Genomic DNA, 18,136 nt, shown 5'->3' on the forward strand with positions numbered 1-18,136 from the left:
AACGGTTGGGCAAGTTTTAAAATAAAAAACCCTAACTACATGATAGTTAGGGTTTTTGTGCGGATAATAGGACTCGAACCTACACGCCTTGCGGCACCAGATCCTAAGTCTGGCACGTCTACCAATTTCGCCATATCCGCTTAATTACCTCGCTAAAAATTTAATTTTTTTAAGAGGTGTTCGGTGAACTACCGTTTGTGGGTGCAAATATAATCATAACTTCCGAATTACAAAGCAATTTATTAAAAAAAAATAGTTATCATTTTTTTGTATTTTTGAAAGTACCTAAAGTTTACTTAATAATGGAAAACATCAAAACGTATATACTCCAAAACAAAGAACGTTTTATCGCCGAATTAATTGAATTATTAAAGATTCCATCGGTTAGTGCGGATCCCGCATTCAACCAAGATGTTATTGACGCAGCCGAAGCCATAAAAATAAGTCTCGAAAAAGCAGGTTGTGATAGTGTCGAAATATGTGAAACAGATGGTTATCCTATTGTTTATGGCGAAAAAATGATTGACCCAAAGCTACCTACGGTATTAGTATATGGGCATTATGATGTGCAACCTGCTGATCCAATTGAACTTTGGACTTCGCCCCCTTTTGAGCCAGAAATAAAAACTACTGAAATCCATCCTGAAGGAGCTATTTTTGCACGTGGTGCTTGTGATGACAAAGGACAAATGTATATGCATGTCAAAGCGTTCGAATATATGGTGCAAAATGACTGCTTGCCCTGTAATGTGAAATTCATGATTGAAGGGGAAGAAGAAGTAGGGAGCGTAAACCTAAAAACATTTGTCGAAAACAATACTAAAAAACTTCAAAATGATGTTATTCTGATATCGGATACAGGAATGATTTCGAATCAGCAGCCCTCAATTACAACGGGACTTCGAGGATTGAGTTATGTTGAGGTAGCGGTAACTGGACCAAACCGCGATTTGCATTCAGGTTTGTACGGAGGGGCAGTTGCTAATCCTATCAATATTTTATCCAAAATGATTGCTTCCCTTCATGACGAAAATAACCATATTACGATACCTGGTTTTTATGATAAAGTGGAAGATTTGCCAATTGATGAGCGTATTGAAATGGCTAAAGCTCCTTTTGATATCGAAGATTATAAAAAAGCGCTAAATCTTAAGGCTGTTTATGGCGAAGAAGGTTATACAACAAATGAACGGAACTCTATTCGACCAACATTAGATGTAAACGGGATTTGGGGTGGATATACTGGACAGGGTGCAAAAACAGTGATTCCGAGTCAGGCTTTCGCCAAAATATCGATGCGATTAGTGCCCAATCAAGACTGGGAGGAAATCACGGCCTTATTTGCCAAACATTTCAAAAATATTGCTCCTGAAGGTGTTACTGTTACAGTAACTCCACATCATGGAGGTCAAGGCTATGTCACTCCAATTAATAGTATTGGATATCAAGCCGCAAATAAAGCCTATACAGAAACTTTTGGGATACCTGCTATTCCTGTACGTTCTGGAGGAAGTATACCAATTGTAGCTCTATTTGAAAAAGAATTAAAAAGCAAAACCATCTTAATGGGCTTTGGGCTCGACAGTGATGCAATACATTCTCCCAACGAGCATTTTGGGATTTTTAATTACTTAAAAGGAATTGAAACCATACCGTTGTTTTATAAATACTTTGTTGAGTTGAGTAAATAAACTAGCTATAAATTAAAATTCCGCTCAAATTGAGCGGAATTTTTTTGCGGCTTCTAAAAAAACTTTTTTCTTCCCAACCAAACTTTTAGTTTAAAAACCGCTAAACTATCAAAACCTCTAATGTCGATACGTTGTACTTCATAATTATTTTTAAAGGGTAATATGTTAATTCTATTTCCTATTCTTAATCCATAGCGAATGCCGTACTTTTTTAATAGTTTGAAAAAATCAGATTGGTAACCGCTGTTTTTTCTATAATATCCGCCATAAGTATAAGCTAAAGCAGGAAATATATTTAATTGTTCTCTCGCTATTACCTCTTGACAAAGTTGTAAATCTTCTTCGATTTTCTCTAAAGAAAGTAAGGCGTAATTATCATGTTTGAAAGAGTGATACCCTAGTTCTATATGAGAGCCTATTTCTACTAATTGCTCTTTATTCATTAGAACCATATTTTCATTTTCATTTATAAATTTGCCACTCCAATCTATTTTTTGGCCTATTCTTCCTAAAACAACAAAGCAAACAGCTTTAAAGTCGTACTGTTTAAGTAATGGATACAAAATCGTATAATTGTCCAAAAAACCGTCGTCAAAAGTAAGTACTACTGATCTAGGTGGTAAAGGCTTCTGCTTACTAATAAATTCATCTACTTCAGACAGCCACAATGTTGTGAAATTATTCTTTTTTAAATAATCAAATTGTGCTATTAAATCCTCTTTTCTTATTGTGATTTGATCTACAAAACCATTTGTTGAAATAGAATGATACTCGAGAATCCTTAATTTTTGTCTTGACAAATAAAATATCTTGAATTGAATATTTAGAAAAAATAAAAATGATACAACGACCAATAAAAATAACCCACTTAAAAAATACAACATACCTATTAAATTATGCGCCAGAATACTCTCTTATTACTACTTGATTTAAAATGTCATTAATTTTATTGCCTATAATTGCTCGGGTTGAGGTGTTCATTAAGAAATCAAATCCCTTTTGAATATACTTTTGCTGTGATACTTCGCAGTTTAGCAATTGTTCTACTTTGTCGGCAAAATCAATTGGATTTCCAACTTCCGCGAGTAAGCCAGTTTCATTATCTATTAAAACAGTGGGTATTCCACCGGCTCTTGCGGCTACAACTGGAACTCTAGAGGCGTAACTTTCTAAAATCACCCCGCCAGTGGCTTCATTTTTTGAGGTAAATAAAAATAAGTCAAATTCGGGTATGCATTTATGTATATCGCTTCTGAAACCAGCAAATACAACCTCTTTTTCTAATCCTTTTGAAATTACTAGTTCTTTGATTGAAGTTTCTAGTGAGCCTTCGCCAATTAGTACGTATTTTGCTTTTAGTCCTCTTTTGTGAAGTTCTTCAACGGCATTAATCCATGTGTAATGGTCTTTAACTTTTTCAAAGGCCGAAACATTTCCTATTATTTTATAGTCTAATGGTATGCCTAATTCTCTATGAAGAAATCCTGTTTTATGTTCTCCAATAAACCTATCTGTATCTACAACGCTCCCTACAACTACTAGTTTTTCACTCTTTTTTATTGCCTTTTTTAACTCAGTAACTACAGGGTCAGATATGCAAACGATTTTACAGATTCCTTTATAATTGTATTTGAATTTGTTTAAAAAATTGGTTCCAATATTTTTAATCATTGTTCGGAACAAAATCATTGGAGTTTTTAGACCGCAAAATAAAGATGAAATAACTCCTAAAGTATGTGATTTACTATTGTGGAGAAGTACTATGTTTGCATTAAAATCCCTTGTAATCTTCTTTAATTGTTTTGCTGTTTTTATACTAAATTGAGATTTATAATCAATGCCTACAACTTGTAAATTCCGTTGTGTGGCTACTTCGAATATTCTGGAATTCTTAGGACACACTATCACTTGGTTATTTACTAAATCATGGTCTCTTAATGACTCATAAATGTCTATAATCATTTGCTCATGACCTCTCCAGACAGTTGAGCATGTAAAATGTAATAAGCGCATAATGAATAATTTATTTAACGAAAGTATTCGTCAAAACTTCAATATAGCTTAAGAGCGACCTTAAAAAAAACTTAAAAATATTTGTAAATAGCTATTTTTATAGTGTAGTCTTTAATTTAAAATATGGTTGATTTGAGTTAAAACCTCATTCCAGCCGTCTCCACACAACTTAAATTCATGGTCAGTAGCCACGTAAGACATTTTAATGCTAGGGCTTAGTTCGTACTTGTTTTTAATTTCAATTCCACCATATTCATCTTGTTCTCCCTGAAGAATTAACATTGGAGTTTTTAAATATTTTAGGTGTTCATATCGTTCGGGTTCTACTCCTTTTTCAGGATGTTGAAAAGGATAGCCAAGGCAGATAATGTGTTTAACTTTTAATTCATCAGCGATTAGGGAAGAAAGTCGGCCTCCTGATGATCTTGAAAGGATGACAATATCTTTTTCATCTCCCAATTTCGAAATAACTTTTTTTAATTTTTGAGAACGATGGACCATTACGTTTTTCCTTGTGATAATTATAAAACTATGATAGAAAGCTCGATAAATAAACTGAGTCCAGTGGATTAGAATTTTTTTAATAGTAGTAGGTATCGATTTTTGCTGGTCTATAATATGTATAAATTGATAAAGTAAATTTCCAGCTGGGTCTTCCCAAATAATTTCATGCTTTGATTTACTTAAATATTCATATAGCAATAAGTTTAATTCATCGTCATTTTGCCAATTATCGCGACCCACTAATAGGATTTTTTTTGAAGAATTCATTCTGAGAAATTAGTTTTTCACTCTTTATTAGCTAATTAAGTGCCTTATAGCGCTGTCAACTGGGCAAATATATAATTTTCATCCTACAAATTTAAAATTATAAATGAAAAGGGGGGTGTTTTTGTAGCTTTTTTAATCCAAAATACGTATTGGTTTATATTGATTTTTTACGTTAACAGGTTCGAGTTCTAATGCTAATTTAGGTCTAACAGCGTTTGCTTAGGTAGTTAAACAATTTAATAATACTGAAAGTAGTTGATAACCCATTCGTTTGCGTGAGGGATAGGAGCTGGCTACCAAAGTAGCGCGGATAGCCCGACAGCATTCTATCAAGGGGCCTTATAAGCATAAAGGATAGTGGCCCCTTGATAGAATGGTGACACGCCCAAGAGAAAATTTACTGTAATTGATACCCAAAATACGGCATATATTCTTCGTGAAAAATAACGCCGTAGTTTTCTAGTTCTTTGAGAATAGGTTGGTAAACTTCTTTATGTATGGGCAGTTGCACACCTGGAGTGGTGATTTTTTTATTAAGGATGAGTAGGCTGGCCATGGCTAGAGGTAGTCCAACGGTTTTTGCCATGGCGGTATAGGTTTGATCATCGCCAATGCAAACCATTTTGGAATCTATTTGTTGTTTTTTACCGTAGAGTTCGAAACCAAATTTATGATACATCACAATCATGTCCTTGTCAGTCGGTTTGAGGGTCCAACTGTCGCTGAGGATTTTTTCGAGAATTTGGGCAGGTGTAGCATTTTTTAGGCCTACTTTTTTAGTACGGCTAAACAAATCGAGCTCTACAAGTTTGTCCCACATAATGTCGTCTGGGTCAATTTTAAGGATGAGACGCATTTTGATTTCGACTGAATCGGTAGGGTGATAAGGCAAGAATGAATTGACATACTGGCGATAAGTCATGTTCTCAGAGTTTTCCATGGTGTAGCTATCGTCAGTCATCCCGAGTTGTACAAACATATGCCAAGCTTTGGAAAATCCAACACGTCGAATAGTGCCTCTGTATAAGGTCAGGACATCATCGAGTCCGTAAACGGAACGGTATTTTAAGGAATCGCGATTAGGATAAGCTTCGAATTTGCCGTAACCCTCAACGGCAAGAAATTCGGTTCTTCGAAATAAATTACAATAGGGGATGTATTTATAAGCCCCTTCTTGTATAAACTTTGCCGACCCGCCTTGTCCAGCCAAAACCACATTGCGTGGTGCCCAAGTGAATTTGTAATTCCATAAATTGGTATCGGATTCGGGGGCTACAAGTCCGCCACAAAAAGATTCAAACAATAGCATTTTTCCGCCTTTTTCACGTACTTCATCAATTACTTTCATGGCACTCATATGATCGATTCCTGGGTCAAGCCCAATTTCGTTCATGAATATCAGGTTGTTGGCTTTTACTTGGCTATCCAAAGCCTGCATTTCGTTACTTATATAAGAAGCGGTAACTAAATGTTTTTTATATAAAATACAATCTCGCGCCACTTCGATATGTAAATGTGCTGGCAACATGGAGATAACAATATCGGCTTTTTGAATGTTTTGTTTGCGTTGACTTTCGTCAAAAACATCTAAGGCAATCGCTGAAGCATTAGGATGATTTAACGTCTTTTTTTGGGCTAGTTTCAATGATAAATCGCCAATAACGAGATGCAGGTTTTCCTCATCTGATTTCTCTAATAAATACCGAATTAAAGAAGAAGCTGATCTCCCTGCACCGATGATTAAAATAGTTCTGTGGTTGGATTGTATCATGGAATTGCCTTTTTAACAAAAATACAAAATAAGTTTTGGGGTTTAACTACAAAGGGCGCAAAGGACACAAAGTTTTTTGAATAGCTATCTTATTTTCTCTTCGTGTCTTAGCGTCTTAGCGGTAAAATTTTTCTTTTCGTCTTTGCGGTAAAAACAATACTTTTGTTATTCAAATTAAGTAAAAATCATGATTGATAAAAAGATAATAGGCACTGGTGCATTAATGGGAATGATAGCAATAATTTTAGGGGCTTTTGGCGCTCATGCTTTGAAGAAAATCTTAACTCCTGAATTGTTGGCTACTTTTGAAACAGGTGTTCGCTATCAAATGTATCAAGCGTTTTTTTTATTACTGCTGCCAAGTTTTAAAATACTGACTGAAAAGACCAAAAAAACTATTTTTTACCTGATTGTTATAGGAGTAATTTTCTTCTCGGGTTCTATTTATGGTTTGGCTACAAACTACTTAACTCCTTTTGATTTTAAGACTATCGGATTCATAACTCCCATTGGTGGATTATTCATAATTATTGGTTGGGGAATGCTGGCATACAATTATTTTAAGAGCAAATCATAAGCTATTCTGCTCATAAATCCTTATCTTTAAAGTATGAATTCTCATTCTTAAAAGGTACTATTTATGGACAGCAATACCACCAAAAAAATCCCTGATTTGGATAAAATAGGGATTCTAAACGCCAAAATACATTATCAATTATCTGCCGAAGACTTACATCAAATATGCCTCGCTAGAGGACAAGGAAAGGAAACTTCAACTGGAGCACTCGCTATCCATACCGGTAAATTCTCCGGAAGGTCGCCTCAAGATCGTTTTATCGTCAAAGATGCCATTACTGAAAATGAAGTTTGCTGGGGAGATGTTAACATCCCTTTTGAATCTGATGATTTTGACGCTTTGTATGACAAGCTCACTTCCTATTTATCAAATAAAGAATTATTTGTAAGAGATGCTTATGTGTGTGCAGAACCTAAATACCGACTGAATGTTAGGGCTATTACCGAAACAGCTTGGTCAAATTTATTTTGTCATAACATGTTCTTAAGATTAAATGAGGACGAATTAGAGCATTTTGAAACCGATTGGACCGTAATTTGCGCTCCGAGTTTTTTAGCTGATCCGATAATAGACAAAACCCGTCAAGGAAATTTTACGCTATTGAATTTCAGTCGAAAAATTGTAATGATTGGAGGAACGGGGTATACGGGCGAAATCAAAAAAGGAATTTTTTCGGCTTTGAATTTTATACTTCCTGTTAAAGAAAAAATTTTATCGATGCATTGCAGTGCTAATGTGGGGCAAAATGGTGAAACTGCTATTTTCTTTGGTTTATCAGGAACTGGAAAAACGACGCTTTCGGCTGATCCTAAACGAAAATTGATAGGTGACGACGAACATGGCTGGACTAAAGAAAATACTGTTTTTAATTTTGAAGGGGGTTGTTATGCCAAAGTTGTCAACCTGTCTGAAGAAAATGAACCTGATATTTATAGAGCCATACGAAAAGGAGCTTTAATCGAAAATGTAGTTTTTAAAACAGGAACTAATGAGGTAGACTTTAGCGATATTTCTATTTCGCCCAATACTCGTGTGAGCTATCCTATTGAACATATTGACAATATTCAGCCAGGTTCTGTTGGAGGTAATCCAAAGAATATTTTTTTCTTAACTGCTGATTCTTTTGGAATTTTGCCTCCCATTGCGCGTTTGACTCCTGGTCAAGCTGCCTATCATTTTATATCTGGTTATACAGCTAAAATAGCGGGTACCGAAACAGGAATTACTGAGCCCCAGCCTAATTTTTCAGCTTGTTTTGGCGCACCCTTTATGCCATTACATCCCACACGCTATGCCGAAATGTTAAGTCAAAAAATAAAAGAAGATGAGGCAACGGTTTGGTTAATAAACACTGGATGGACAGCAGGTCCATATGGAACTGGAAGCAGAATGAAAATAAAATACACTCGTGCTATGATTGATGCTGCTTTGAGTGGCGAATTGGACCAAGTTAATTATCAAAATCACCCCGTATTTGGTATTGCGATTCCACAATCTTGTCCTAATGTACCGAGTGAAGTATTAAATCCTAGAGACACTTGGAACGATAAGGAATTGTATGATATAAAAAGCATAGCATTAGCAGAAAAATTTAAAGCTAATTTTGCTCCTTTCAAGGAGTTTGCCAACGACGAAATTTTGTCAGGAGCGCCGAAAGTTTAAAGGCACATTCATAATAACACAAAAAGTTGTTTTTCAGTAAAATAGATGTTATTTTAGAAGAAACAAACCCCGAAATTGCTCAAAACGAGTCAAAAACGGGGTTTTCTTTTAAAGTGTGATGGCAAAAATAGTACGTTTAAGCGAATTTCAATACAAATTTTCAATTTTTACTATCAATGAAAATTTTGATAGTTTTTACGCCCAATTTTTAAAAACGGATTTGGGTAAAATATACCTTTCAATGCCTTTTTCTGAGCTTAGTCAAGCCTTCAAATTGAAAGATTCTAACAAAGGGACTCATTGTTATTTTAGTCCCAAGGGTAAGATTGCCCTGATGATGTTAAAAAATTACTACGGTTGCTCAGATAAAAAACTTATCGAACTTTTGAACGGTAATATTTTTATGCAGTTTTTTTGCGACATTTTAATCCCTATAGACAAACCCCTGACTAATTTTAAAATCGTGAGCCAAATCAGAATGGAACTCTCCAAAGGCTTAAATATTCGAAAGAGTCAAGAAATATTAGCTAAAAACTGGATTCCATATATGAGTGATTTGGATAAAATTTTTACAGATGCTACTTGTTACGAAAGTGAAGTACGTTTTCCTACTAATCAAAAACTACTATGGGAATGCGTACAATGGAATTACAAACAAATGGAAGCCTTATGCGGCATGTTAAAAATCAAGTTACCAAGAACCAAGTATTTGGATTGGTGTAGACGCTATAATGAATATTCTAAAAAAAGAAAAAAGCAATCAAAACACCGTACAAAAGTAACCAGAGGACTGTTGAAATTATTGTACAAACTTAACGCTGAACTCAATAAAATTGAGAATCAAAATTCTTTTGAAGCTACTAAAAAATACAAAAACCAACGTTCTCTAATCGCTAAGGTGTATCAACAACAGTCTCAAATTTTTAAAACAGGCAAAAGTGTTCCAGATAGAATAATAAGTATTAGTAAAAGCTATATTAGACCTATTGTAAGAGGTAAGGAAGTAAAACAAGTTGAATTTGGAGCCAAAGTCAACAAAATCCAAATTGATGGAATTAATTTTATAGAACATATTCAGTACAGAGCTTTCAATGAAGGTACACGTCTTCAAAGCACGGTTTTTTGCGCTCAAAACTTAACCAAAACTAAAGTAAAAATGCTTGGTGCTGATGCAATTTATGCCACCAATAAAAATCGAACATTCACCACTTCAAACAACATCCAAACCGATTTTGTGCGAAAAGGAAAAGCTGGCAAAAATGAAGAACAGCGTAAAATCTTAGCTAAAGAAATCAAAAAAGAACGCTCCACTCGATTAGAAGGAAGTTTTGGAAAAGAGAAAGAACATTACAATCTAAAAAAGATAAAAGCCAAAACCCAAAAAAGTGAAATGCTTTGGATCTTCTTCGGAATACATACAGGAAATGCCCTGGAAATAGGAAGAAGAATTCTCAAGCAGCAACAAATTTTAGCAGCCTAAAAAAACAAAAAACACCTCCGTGGAGAACGTGCATCTAGTCAATACCTAAAAAAGACTTTTTTGATACATCAGAGTCCGTGAAAAATAAAAATGACCAATTTTGAAACTGAAATTTGGTCATTTTTTTTATTTCTTGGAAAAAATAGGATTACTTCTGAATGTGCCTTTAAAACAATAAAAAAGTCTTGTAATTGAGAACCAATTAGAAGACTTTTTAAACTGTGTCTTTTTTCGAAAGTTTACATATAACTCAAAACTTCTTTTTTAAGGGCGTCATACTCGCCTTGAAGAATCAATCCATTGTCGAGTAGCTTTTTATAGTTCTGTAATTTCTCGAACAACTCATCTTGTGATAATTCGCTCAAAGGTCTTTCTTTGGTTGTCGTATGGATTTCATTCGTATGGAATTCGGGCGGATTCGCCGATACGATTTCAGCAAAATGGGTTACTTCTTCGGTTTCCATTTCTTCAACATCGGTTGCTGTTTCGTCTTCTATTTCAACTGGCGAATTTACAGTATATGTTATATTTTTCAAATTATCCATTTGTTCTTTGGCAAAGGTGTATAATTTTCTCGCCTGTGTTTTCGGAATATAATCAATCGAAATCGTCAATTCAGTTTTAGTTGAAAACGAGAACTCAGAGCCTAATAAATTTTCTTTAACAAATGAAGCAGTAACATCTTCCCAATCATAATCCACAAAATCCATGGATAACCCCAAGTTTTTGGGCTTACACAAAATGATTCGTTTGTTGGTTAAAACAATACTATCTGGAAAAACGGTTATCGCTGGTTTTTTTTGAACACCAATGTAACCCACTTCTTCATTTTTCATTAATAAATCCTGCAATTTTGAGGTTATTTTCTCAATTGCCTTAGGATCTTGGTCTTCATTCAAAAACTTTTTTATTTGGTCTCTCATTTGAACTAAAGCTAGTTTTTATTGTTGTGTAATTTTTTTATCTATATGAAATCGCTATTTGTCCAATTTGAAAAACAATTTTTAGGGAATCTTTAAATGATAATTTAGAACCATCGGCATGAATCCATCTCTTTAAAGGTTGTTCGCAAACTAATTTTTTAGTCTCTTCATCACCATATATTTTTTTCATTCGCATGAAAATTTCGACATCAAAAAGCCATTTTGTCAAGAATTTGGTTTGAAAAGTGTTGTCAATAACATCTTTAGTCATGATTTTAGCGCCACATTGGGTGTCATTAAATTCCATTCCAATCGTTTTTCGAATAATAAAATTAATCATTTTACTAATTATTGCTCGGGCAGATTCCTTAGTAATATCAGCACCCATACGAGCCATTCTAGAACCACTTACTATTTTAAAATTTGAGTTGGATATTGTGGTCGCAAGATCATTGAAGTCTTCAAAATCAGTTGATAAATCGGCGTCAAGAAAACCAATGTAGTTGTATTGTCCTTGTTTAGCTAAATGGAGCATGCCTAAACGTACAGCTTCGGCTTTACCACCATTTTTTTCGCAGTCGTAAATACTAATGTGATCTTCATTACCTACACGTAATTTTTCTAAAACTTCAAGTGTTTTATCTTTGCTCCCATCATTTACAAAACAAAGATGATATCCTAAGTTTGAATTTACAAATGTTTTGAACTCATCACTTAGCAATCGTGTTTCTTCATTGTAACAAGGTATTACAACTCCGATACAGTTATTTTGTATGATTTGATTTTTCTTAGTGTTTGTAGAAGCAGTTTCTCCTGCTCCAATCAGTCTTTTAACTCTGGCGCCTATTTCGCTTAAACTCAAAGGTTTTTTCATGTAATCATCAACTCCTAGATCAAATCCTTTGACAATTATATCTTCATCTGTATTACCAGATAATATCATCACTGGAGTTTTGTGTCCTTTGGTTTTTTTAATGTATTTGGCAATCTCTAACCCGTTTCCATCAACGTTAGACCTATCATTGATATCCCTTGTTTCGGAATCTTCGCTAAAAGGCATGTTGATGTCAGCAATTACTAAATCAGGGGAGTGTTGGTCATATTTCTGAATTCCTTCGGATACATTTTTGGAACTTACAACTTCGTATCCTAGATCTAAAAGGCATTTTTCTAGAGATAATAAAACTAATTCTTGGTCATCGACGATTAAAATTTTCATGTGTATTATTTTTTAGTAGACTTGGTTTAGTAAATATATTAATAATCGTACCTAGTGGCAATTTTTTTTCAATTAAAAATGAAGGTTAAACATATTTTTTTTCTTAATTTACTATAAATACTTTTATGCTTACTTTTACCCTATAATAAAACCCGAATTTTTAGTGAAAGAAAAAACAAATAAATACTTAATTGTTGCACTTCTTATAGGAGTAGTCTTTCACTCAAGTGCTATTTTTTTTACTTTAGAAAGCACTTACGATGCTTTAATTCATATGTTTTTTGCACAACATTATGCAACAAGTTGGTTTGAGCCATGGAATTATAGTTGGTACACAGGATTTACGGTTATGGGTTATCCTCCCTTGGTACATCAAAGTATTGGTTTGTTGTCGCTTATAGGGGGATTAAAATTCGGAATGTTTTCTGTTGCTATCATTGGAATTATTTTATTCATAACGGGTGTTTATCGATACACTTTGATGATTACTGGGGATAGGAATGTGGCAGGGTATGCTTCCATTGTGTCAGTTTTCTCGTCATCCTTTGTAGAAACGCTTCATATATTTGGTCAATTGCCTAGTATTGTTGGAGTTTCTATTTTGATGCATTGTATGCCTGAAATTTACCTTTGGATAAAAACAGGAAGGTTGAAATATCTTTTTCGATCGTTGTCATTATTAGCAGTAACCATTACGTCACATCATGTGACGCCTATTTTTGGAATGATTTTCTTTATTTTTCCATTAATCGGAATGGTGATAATGGATGTTTCAAGGGAACAAGTAGCGTCTTATAAGGAAATTAAGTTTAAATTGTTTTTAGCTACCTTTTTTAAATTATTCAAAAGAATTATAAGTTTTGGAGCAGGTGCTTTGTTTTTAATCATCTTTTGTATTTTTCCATATTGGGTAAATTCAAAAGCAAATCCAATTACACAAGTTCCTATTCCACATGGGAGTAGAGACAATTTTATCGAAGTGACTTCCTCTGGTTTGATGTTTTTTGTTATTCCATGGGGGATATTGTTCTTTATATTACCCTACATTCTTTACCGTTATTATAGCAAAAGATACATTTGTTTTGGATTGTCTATTTCATTGTTAATAATTCTCGGTACGGGGGGAACAACGCCTATCCCTTTGAAAGTATTAGGTGAGACTGCTTTTAATATTTTAACATTGGACCGTTTTACGCTTTGGGCATCGATTATGAGTTTGCCTATGTTTGGTGAATTTGTCTTTCGTTTGATTGAAGGCGATTTAAAAGTAGCAATTCAAAACCGTTTTGGGAGTGTATATCATCGTATTCTAGGCGCTTGTTTTGCGGGTTCTTTTCTGTTTTTTGCGGCTTTTACCATTACGTTGGGTTATTTTAGACCTTTTCAGCCCCAAAAAATAAACACGCTACCCTTAGTAAACTTTTTAAATCAGGATCAGCACGATCAATGGCGCTATTTGCCTCTGGGTTTTGGTGATCAAATGGCTACGCTTTCCTCGCAAACTAAGGCTAAAACTGTTGATGGAAATTATCACTCTGCCAGAAGATTGCCTGAATTGACAACACGAGCTATTGAACGACTTGAGAATTCAAAATTTAGAGGAATGGAAGGTATTGGTTCGCTGCAACAATTTTTGACTGTTCCTGAAAAGTACAATTTAAAATATGTTTTTTCGAATGATAAGTTTTATGACCCCATACTTTATTTTTGTGGGTGGCACCGACTGTCATTACTAGAAAACGGAATTATGGTATGGGAAAAACTAAATGTTGCCCCTTTACCCAAAGTGCTTCCAAAAGATGAGGTTCCTGTTTATCTTAAATTGATGTGGGGCATCATTCCGATACTAACTATCATAATTGCTTTTGTAATTAATGTACAAAGCATTTTTTATAAAGCGTTAAAAATAAAAAACGAAATAAAGCCTGATTTTTTCAAGTTTGTGGTGCCTTATAAAAACTTTCCATTTAAGTTAATCGTTGTTTTACACCTTTGGGTTGTTCTGCTCTTAGGCGTTATAGGCTATGCAATGTATCAATTCTATATATACAATGCGACACAAATTACACCCACAAATGTAGTTAAATCCTATTATGATGCTCTAGATTATAAGTATTATGAAAAAGCACATTCTTTTATAGACCCCAAAAGTAAATTGTCCATTTCGCAATTTATGCTAGAGACTTCTGTAGCAGATGGGATTTTAAATTCTTATGCAAAATTAGATGCTATTGATATCGAAATCATCAAAAGTGCTGAAAATAGAGCGACTCTTGTTGCTAAAACGAAATGGATTACTCCGCTGCAAATCATCAATAAAGATTTTTATCACGAAACGATAAAACGAAAAGGGAAATGGTACATTTTGCCTCAAAAACAGCCATTGGACATTCCACCGGATCAATTTTTATTTGACAATACCACCTCTTATTTTAAGCAAGGAAGACGTAAAATAACTACCCAACAAACCTATCATGAGGATGTTTTAAAGCAACCAGAACTGGAAATCTTGTCGGCTAAACTTATTCGATATAAAAATGAATACATAATTATTGGAGAATTACAAAACATTGACAACTTCCCTGCTGATGTGGTGCTTAAATCAACTTTATACAATCAATATGATCAAGTATTGGCAACATTTAATGCTAAAGATGTTATTAAGCATAAAATAATGCCCAAGGAAACAACTAGCTTCAAAGTGAATTTTGAGGAGGTTTCATGGCTAAAAAAGGATGTGGTGCAACCTACAACTTTTAATCCAAACGAATTTACACCTAAAGATATCAATGAAACGCCGGCTAACTTTGATATTCAATCTGCAGGAAATGTGGCTATAACCGATTTTTATACGCAAGTAGCCTTGTCTGATTTAACCATTGAAAGGAACCGTCTGAAAGGAACTTTGTTTAATTATGGGATTCAAGAGGTGACTGTTCCCGAGTTAATAATATCGTATTACACTGCTGAAAAAGAATTATTATATGTAGATCATTACTTTTTAAGAGAAGGAATTCGGGTGCAACGCAAGCAATATTTTGATTATGAATTGTTAGATTTATCAAGTTGCCGTATTATTTTATCATCCTTAGAAACTTGCTTTGTAAACGGTTTGCCAAGTGGAAACCTTGCTAGAACGATTATCCCAATAAGAAATAAAGCTGTTGAAAAAGAACTGCTTCAAAAAGTAAATGGCAAGGGGTTTAGTTATATTAAAATAGAAATGAATAATTATATAGGTAATCCAAAATGATAAAAAAAGCGATACATAGTGTGCTGCCATTTTTGTTCTTTTTCCTATTTGTTTTTGCAGCTTCAAAAATAAGTACCGAAAGAACAACCTTTCGCTTACAAACAACTCAAGAAAGTTTTGTGGCTGGAAGGCCTATTGCATTAACTTTTTCAACTCCTTCAAAATCGAATCAACCACAACTATTGCTGATTCATACCTATGGCAAAACAGTATTGAATACTGAAAATAACAATGGCAAACTAGTTTTTAAAATCCCCTCGATTTATAGTTTAAAAACAGGGGTTGTTTCTTGGTATTTAGTAGAAAATAAAAAGAATGTTGCTTCGGGTAATTTTACAATTGTACCCAATGACGCCACGCCTACAGTATTAGAAAATTATCTAGGCCCGCCAAGTTTATTGACTGGAACAGAACATTTCACAATGATGGTGGCTATTCCAACGGATAGCTATGACAACCCAAAGCAAGACAATACTACCGTTGTTATCAAAGATCAATTTTTAGAAGATATCACTGCAACCGAAAAAAAGACAGATAATTTTATAGCTTGGAAAAATATTTATTCTAGGACAAAAGCAGGTAAGATGTTGGTTTCAACAGCCTGTAATACTACTGATTCAAAGGAATTTGAAACAGATATTCAACCGTCGCCTAGTGAAAATTTCACTATCAAGTATAGTCGGCCACATAAATTTGCCGATGGCAATCAAATCACCTTCATAGAAACTTCAGTCATACGAGACAAATATGGGAATCTAGTGGGCGATGGAACATTAGTTACTTTTCAAGTCACTACTCAAAATAATATTTTGCTTAAGACTTATGCCGCAACGATAAATGGTATTGCAATAGGGCAACTTTTGCATCCTGATCATCAAGATACTTATACAGTTAAAGGATATGTAGTAGGAATAGCCGAGAGTAAACCTATTCAGATAAGTTATAACGCCCTCATTGACCATTTTACCTATAAATTCACCGAAAAAAATAGAGAAATAACTGTTGGTCCGTTACGAAGTTTTATGAAACAAATCGTTCCTGATGGTATAAAAGTAGAATTGAACATATTCCATAAAGATGAACTGATTGAAACTAAAATTGTTGAGACCCAAAAAGGGATTGCCAAATTTTATTTATTGACACCTTTTTATAAAAAATCAGAATATCAATTTGAAATTACCACTTTAGGTATCACTCAAAAAACAGAAGTAAAGAAATATGAAACTAATTAACAACCGAAATATTTTCAAAGCTGCATTCATACTTTCCTTTATTGTGATTAGTGTTTTTACGATGTTGGGTATGGCTAAAATATTGGATTATCTAAATACTGGTGCAGAGAGAACTTCGATGTTACATCTCGAAACCGAAAGTGAAGATGTTTATTTGCCTAAAGTGACTTGGACAAGTCTAGATAATCCAGCTCGTGAGATGGAGAAAAATACATTAGGGAAGCTCGAGAGAGATTATCTTTTTTCTTGGTATGTAAAAAACACGGCCTTAAAAACCAATAATTCCGAAGGAATAGATGATTACTACACTACTAATACTCGTTTGAATTTGTATCGTACTATTAAATACAATAAAGAACATCAAATAAGTATTGAAAACACTACAATAAAGCATTTTCCTAAACTACAATTTTACAGTGAAGACGGTCAACTAGTCGTTTTTACAGATAAAAATGTAATTGAATATCAAAAAGTGTATCAAAACAAGGAGTTGCTTACCACGGTACAAGACACAGCAACGTATAAAGTAATGATGTTACTAGAAGATGGTTTCTGGCGTGTGCGCCATGTTTTGAAAATGAAACCGGAAGCTTTTGCTCCTGATACTATAAAGGCGCATCCTGTGTATACAATCAAAAACAACCAAATTCTTCAAAATAAATTACCCTACACCATCAAAGGCATTAATTATTATCCTAAAAATTCAGCTTGGGATACCTTTGGAGAATTGTTTAATAAGGACACCATTGCAGCTGATTTTGATATTATTAAAAAAGCGAAACTAAATACGATTCGGATTTTTATTCAGTATGATGATTTTGGGAAAGCTAAGATTATCCCTGAGAAAATGAAGAAGTTGAAAATCTTTTTAGATTTGGCGGAAGCCAAAAAACTAGCAGTAATTGTCACCCTTTTTGATTTTTATAGTGATTACTCTCTGGATAGCTGGACTTTAACGCATCGTCATGCTGAGCAAATTGTTTCTGCTTTTAAAGAACATAAAGCCATACTTGCTTGGGATTTAAAAAACGAGCCCAATTTAGATTTTGAAAATAGAGGCAAAGACAATGTATTGAGTTGGTTAGACCACATGGAAACTGTCATTAAGGAAAATGACCCGAATCATCTGGTTACCATAGGTTGGTCAAATTCGGTTGAAGCAATCAATTTGGCCTATAAAATGGATTTTATATCCTATCACTTTTACAATGATATAAAGCACATTGAATATGAGACCAATTTGCTTTTAAAGACGACTAAAAAACCAGTCGTTATTCAAGAATTTGGGGTGCCGTCTTATGGGGGAGTGTGGAATTTTTGGGAGGGAAGTCTCGAAAAACAAGCCGCTTATCATCAGAAAATGCAGGCTTATTTCAAGAAAAACAACTATTCCTTTATGTCTTGGACTCTTTACGATTTTCCACATGTTCCGGATCAGGTGGCAGGTAGATGGCCTTGGCAAAAAAACAGGCAAACAAAATTTGGGTTTATTGATGAAAAAGGAGTCAACAAACCCGCATTTAAGTATATTTCTAACTAAAAAA

The 18,136-nt window shown here is 34.1% G+C and carries 13 protein-coding genes and 1 tRNA gene; 7 read left to right on the top strand and 7 right to left on the bottom strand.

Translation table 11 applies throughout. The annotated features are described in order from the left end of the window. Positions 1–58: 58 nt before the first annotated feature. A tRNA-Leu gene (locus SLW70_RS05015) sits at positions 59–140 on the bottom strand. 162 nt (positions 141–302) lie between these two features. Here SLW70_RS05015 and SLW70_RS05020 point away from each other — a divergent pair. After that, complete coding sequence (locus tag SLW70_RS05020) at positions 303–1,691, top strand: dipeptidase (RefSeq protein ID WP_320890948.1); 1,389 nt, start codon at positions 303–305, stop codon at positions 1,689–1,691. Between the two features lie 53 nt (positions 1,692–1,744). On the opposite strand, the gene SLW70_RS05025 is transcribed toward SLW70_RS05020, so the two are convergent. The 4 genes from SLW70_RS05025 to SLW70_RS05040 all read right to left on the bottom strand — a co-directional run bounded on the left by SLW70_RS05025 (position 1,745) and on the right by SLW70_RS05040 (position 6,246). Beyond that, positions 1,745–2,491 (bottom strand): polysaccharide deacetylase family protein, encoded by a 747-nt coding sequence (locus SLW70_RS05025; protein WP_320890949.1) that lies wholly within the window; start codon positions 2,489–2,491, stop codon positions 1,745–1,747. A gap of 94 nt (positions 2,492–2,585) precedes the next feature. Next, complete coding sequence (locus tag SLW70_RS05030) at positions 2,586–3,599, bottom strand: glycosyltransferase (RefSeq protein ID WP_320890950.1); 1,014 nt, start codon at positions 3,597–3,599, stop codon at positions 2,586–2,588. Between the two features lie 216 nt (positions 3,600–3,815). Further along, positions 3,816–4,475: an alpha/beta family hydrolase gene (locus tag SLW70_RS05035; RefSeq protein ID WP_320890951.1), complete on the bottom strand. Its 660-nt coding sequence runs from the start codon at positions 4,473–4,475 to the stop codon at positions 3,816–3,818. Between the two features lie 397 nt (positions 4,476–4,872). Further along, entirely contained in the window at positions 4,873–6,246 is a 1,374-nt protein-coding gene (locus tag SLW70_RS05040) for a saccharopine dehydrogenase family protein (RefSeq protein WP_320890952.1), read from the bottom strand. A gap of 190 nt (positions 6,247–6,436) precedes the next feature. Here SLW70_RS05040 and SLW70_RS05045 point away from each other — a divergent pair, with 190 nt between their 5' ends. The 3 genes from SLW70_RS05045 to SLW70_RS05055 all read left to right on the top strand — a co-directional run bounded on the left by SLW70_RS05045 (position 6,437) and on the right by SLW70_RS05055 (position 9,965). Then, a complete protein-coding gene (locus tag SLW70_RS05045) occupies positions 6,437–6,823 on the top strand; it encodes a DUF423 domain-containing protein (RefSeq protein WP_414458246.1) in 387 nt (128 codons plus the stop codon). A gap of 63 nt (positions 6,824–6,886) precedes the next feature. Beyond that, positions 6,887–8,485 (top strand): phosphoenolpyruvate carboxykinase (ATP), encoded by a 1,599-nt coding sequence (gene pckA, locus SLW70_RS05050; RefSeq protein ID WP_320890954.1) that lies wholly within the window; start codon positions 6,887–6,889, stop codon positions 8,483–8,485. A 118-nt stretch (positions 8,486–8,603) separates the two neighbouring features. After that, the gene (locus SLW70_RS05055) at positions 8,604–9,965 is read left to right on the top strand and encodes a transposase (protein ID WP_320889800.1); all 1,362 of its coding nucleotides are present in this window, start codon (positions 8,604–8,606) and stop codon (positions 9,963–9,965) included. A gap of 239 nt (positions 9,966–10,204) precedes the next feature. Here the strand turns inward: SLW70_RS05055 and SLW70_RS05060 are convergent, their stop codons facing one another. Both SLW70_RS05060 and SLW70_RS05065 read right to left on the bottom strand, forming a co-directional pair. Further along, on the bottom strand, positions 10,205–10,888 hold the full coding sequence (locus SLW70_RS05060) for a PH domain-containing protein (RefSeq protein ID WP_320890955.1): 684 nt from the start codon (positions 10,886–10,888) through the stop codon (positions 10,205–10,207). 37 nt (positions 10,889–10,925) lie between these two features. After that, a complete protein-coding gene (locus SLW70_RS05065) occupies positions 10,926–12,107 on the bottom strand; it encodes a glycosyltransferase (protein ID WP_320890956.1) in 1,182 nt (393 codons plus the stop codon). Between the two features lie 163 nt (positions 12,108–12,270). On the opposite strand from SLW70_RS05065, the gene SLW70_RS05070 reads away from it, so the two are divergent. From SLW70_RS05070 to SLW70_RS05080, 3 genes are read left to right on the top strand one after another with little or no spacing between them, the layout of a single operon-like run. After that, positions 12,271–15,360: a hypothetical protein gene (locus tag SLW70_RS05070; RefSeq protein WP_320890957.1), complete on the top strand. Its 3,090-nt coding sequence runs from the start codon at positions 12,271–12,273 to the stop codon at positions 15,358–15,360. Next, positions 15,357–16,592 carry a hypothetical protein gene (locus SLW70_RS05075; protein ID WP_320890959.1) on the top strand — a complete coding sequence of 412 codons (1,236 nt, stop codon included), beginning with the start codon at positions 15,357–15,359 and terminating at the stop codon, positions 16,590–16,592. Before SLW70_RS05070 ends, SLW70_RS05075 begins: the two co-directional genes overlap by 4 nt. Then, positions 16,579–18,132 carry a glycoside hydrolase family 2 TIM barrel-domain containing protein gene (locus tag SLW70_RS05080; protein WP_320890961.1) on the top strand — a complete coding sequence of 518 codons (1,554 nt, stop codon included), beginning with the start codon at positions 16,579–16,581 and terminating at the stop codon, positions 18,130–18,132. The genes SLW70_RS05075 and SLW70_RS05080 overlap by 14 nt, the downstream gene beginning before the upstream one ends. Positions 18,133–18,136 lie beyond the last annotated feature (4 nt).

It is taken from the genome of Flavobacterium sp. NG2 (assembly GCF_034119845.1).
In the GTDB taxonomy this organism is placed as follows: domain Bacteria; phylum Bacteroidota; class Bacteroidia; order Flavobacteriales; family Flavobacteriaceae; genus Flavobacterium.